Origin of the sequence: Planktothrix paucivesiculata PCC 9631, assembly GCF_900009265.2 — a bacterium.
Lineage (GTDB): Bacteria > Cyanobacteriota > Cyanobacteriia > Cyanobacteriales > Microcoleaceae > Planktothrix > Planktothrix paucivesiculata.
In genome coordinates this window covers 1-3,649 of sequence record NZ_LR734993.1, presented here as the reverse complement: position 1 = coordinate 3,649, position 3,649 = coordinate 1, and the positions used below count along the sequence as shown (strand labels likewise).

Genomic DNA, 3,649 nt, shown 5'->3' with positions numbered 1-3,649 from the left:
CCTAAACCTGTCCCCGCATATTGACGATTTAAAGCACTATCAATTTGCACAAAGGGTTGAAACAGTTTAGCGAGATTTTCAGGAGTGATACCAATGCCCGTATCGGTGACGGCAAAGCCTATAGATGAGGAATTTTCAATAGTAACATCAAATGTGATTTTTCCCCCGGCTGGGGTGAATTTAATAGCATTATCGAGTAGATTAATTAAAACTTGTCGGAGGCGCCGTTCATCTACGATAATTTCTGGAAGATTCGGGGGAATTTTTGTCTGAATTGTAATTCTTTTTTGTAGGGATTGCTGTTTGATAAAAAGCAAACTTGATTCGCATAAATGCTTAATGGATGTAGGGGCGCATTCTATTTCAAATTTTCCTGATTCAATTTTAGCGATATCGAGGATATCATTAATTAATGATAGTAAATGAGTGCCACTGGTGGCAATAGTTTCTATTGCCTTTTGTTGTTTATCGTTGATTCCGCCAAATATTTCCTCTTGGAGAGCTTCGGACATCCCTAAAATAGCATTTAGGGGAGTACGCAATTCATGGCTCATATTAGCAAGAAACTCATTTTTGAGACGAGTTGCATGGGCAAGTTGTTGATTAGATATTTCCAATTGTTGGTTACTTTCGGTTAATTTTGCCTCGGCTTTCTGTTTTTCTGTTAATTCTTTATTGATCTGCTTAAACAGATCTGTTTGTTGAATTGCGATCGATAATTGATTGGCAATTTGTTGGACATAATCAATTTCTAATTCTTGCCATTTTCGAGGTTCATAACATTGATGAATGCAAAATAAACCCCAGAATTTTCCATTGATAACTAAGGGAATTAACAAATTAGCTTGAATTTTAAATTGTTCTAAAAAACGACAATAACAGTCACTTTTTTTGACTTGATAAATATCATCAATTAGAATTTGATTCTGGGGATCGGGAAATTTATCTTGTTGTTTAAAACAATTTTCTTCGATTTTAATATTCAGAATTGAATTAACTCCTGTTTTCACGGATTCAGACACAAATTCCCCCTGAGTATCGTCAGATTCAGGATCAAATTTAAAAATACAAACCCGATCCACATCAAGAAATTCCCGAGTCTCCTCTGTCGCCGTATTAAAAATAGTTTCTAAGTCTAAAGATTGACGAATTCGTTGGGTAATTTCCCTGAGTAATCCTTCTCTTTCTGCTTGATATTGTAAGGCATTAGCATTTTCTTGAATTTTAACTGCCATCCGATCAAAGGCAACAGAGATTTGCATCAGTTCATCTGAACCTGTTAATTTAGTTCTGATATCTAACTTACCTTCGGCTAAACTATTACTAGCAGAAACTAACCGATAAACTCGTTTGGTGAAAGTCAAATAGAAGAAAAACCACAAACCCAGACAGAATATTGTTAACACGCCATTAAAAATTAGTGACCGCCTTAAAGCTGCATTAAAAGCTTCTTTTTGAACACTGGTTAGATCATATTCAAGCAAGAGAATGCCCACCCGAGAAGGTTTAATTTCATTAGGTAAAATTTGTAAAACTAAGGGATAAATTGCAATCAGCTTTTTTTGATCTTGAGAAATTAGGATCTTTCCTGCCATTTTTTCTTTGACAGAGGCGAAATAAGACCGATAATCAGAATTTATTGTTTGAGTTATAGAAGTTCCTTTAAGTTCATAACGACTTGACAAACGAATGATATTTTGATCATCTATTTTTACCACTAGAGAGAGATTCGGATCGCTGCCAGCATGACTAATAATTATGGTTTTTATATCGTCAGGATTGCCACCCTCTATAATATTTTGACGTTCCAGATAATCTAATACTCTGACTGTTTGTCCAGCATAAATTTTCAGATAATTTTTAGCATTTGTTATTTGGGCATGGGAGGTTTCAATAATTTCTTGACGAAACGATATCAGCCCGAAAAAACCACCACAAGTAATTAAAATTATAGGGATTGAAAATCTTATCGGTAGGGGAAAACGTTGGAACATAAATTTTATGGAGTTGATAAGTTAGCGTTCTTAATAAACTGATCATCTAGGATTGTATTTATATCAATATCTTTGGGTAATAATTTTTTTTCTAGCATAATTCTGATCAGTTTTTTACTCCCCTCGACAAAGGCGGGATCATTTTGATTGAATAATTTTTGATTTTCTTCTAAGTTGAGTTGATCTATACCTTTAAAGGCATTCAAAATTGTGTCTGGTGTTACTTGTGTTCGTTTGGCGATGCGAGTTGCTGCTTCTTGAGGGTTTTCTTCTAAATATTTTAAGGCTCGAAATCGGCTATTAACTAATGATTGAATACTTTCAGGAGAATTAGCGATCGCGTCGGTACTCACCGCCAAAACATCTACAATTTCTCCCGGAATCTGACTACTATCAAACAATACTTTAGCCCCGGCTTCTAATATTTTAGCCACGGGAGGCCCAAAGGTAACAACGGCATCTATTTTTCTCTGTTTATACGCCTGTTCATGTTCTAATGGCTCTATAGAAACAATCTGAATATCTTTAACAGACATCCCATTTTTTTCCAGTGCCCGAGCTATAAAAAAAGATCCCAAAGCAGTTGGTTCTAGTCCGACTCGCTTTCCTTTTAAGGCTTTAATATTAGTAATCTCGGGTTGTCCTAAAATTACATCTGCACCATTAGAAACATCCATAATCGCAATAATTCTAAGATTTTCTTGGGTGGCGGCGATAGATAAGGCTTGATCAATTGATAATCCCGCCCCTTCAATTTCATTATTGCGATAGGCTCTAACTTCTTCTGTTCCTGAAGGATAATCTACCAATTTGATCGGCTGGTTGTCATAATAACCCAGATCCTCAGCTAAATATAAGGTTTCATATCCGGGCCAGAGATTTATCCCAATCCGTAATGGACTGGAGGATTGAGGGGTACAATTGACCAGGGCGATCGCTAAAATTCCGGTCATGAAACTGAAGATTAAGTATTTTAGATATTTTCGCCATTGTGGCTTTGTTGCTCTTTTCATTTAGTTTTTCTCCTGGGCTAATATTTCTTGAATTGTACTTGTGAGTTGACTGAGTTTAACAGGTTTAGCCAGATAATAATTTGCACCCGCTTCTAAGCATTTTCTTTTATCGCTGGTCATTGCTAGGGCTGTGAGGGCAATAATAGGTATATTAGCTAGTGTGCGATCGCTGTCCTCACGAATCCGTTGAATTGCTTCTAAACCATCCATAACAGGCATCTGAATATCCATTAAAATTAAATCTGGCTTGTATAATTTGGCCTGATCAATTGCCTCTTGACCATTTTCCGCTAAGATGATTTGGTATCCTTTTGCCTTCAGATAACGAGAGATAGTAATAATATTAGCTTCATGATCTTCTGCTAACAGAATTAGAGGACATTTTTCTAAGACTTTGGTTGTAGAATTTGGGTCTAAATTGACTGCGGTTTCCTGGGAAGATTGAGGAGCTTGTAATAGTAAATCTTGACAAGGAAGACGGAAGGCAAAACAACTACCGAGATCAATTTTACTCTCAACTTTTACCTCCCCACCGTGCATTTCCACAATTCGTTTAACCAGGGTAAGTCCTAAACCTGTCCCCGCATATTGACGATTTAAAGCACTATCAATTTGCACAAAGGGTTGAAACAGTTTAGCGAG

Annotated in this window: 3 protein-coding genes; all 3 read right to left on the bottom strand. The window is 36.4% G+C overall.

The features are described 5' to 3' along the window. A partial coding sequence (locus PL9631_RS03430; RefSeq protein WP_156090441.1) for a histidine kinase dimerization/phospho-acceptor domain-containing protein occupies positions 1-1,994 on the bottom strand: 1,994 nt, incomplete at its 3' end. A 5-nt stretch (positions 1,995-1,999) separates the two neighbouring features. Continuing rightward, positions 2,000-3,007: an ABC transporter substrate-binding protein gene (locus tag PL9631_RS03425; RefSeq protein ID WP_083616975.1), complete on the bottom strand. Its 1,008-nt coding sequence runs from the start codon at positions 3,005-3,007 to the stop codon at positions 2,000-2,002. Continuing rightward, on the bottom strand, positions 3,008-3,649 hold a 642-nt coding region (locus tag PL9631_RS03420; protein ID WP_156090440.1), incomplete at its 5' end, for an ATP-binding response regulator.

Bases quoted from the DNA above. Each gene is read 5' to 3' on its own strand.
- PL9631_RS03425 (WP_083616975.1), bottom strand. From the start codon at position 3,007: ATGAAAAGAGCAACAAAGCCACAATGGCGAAAATATCTAAAATACTTA.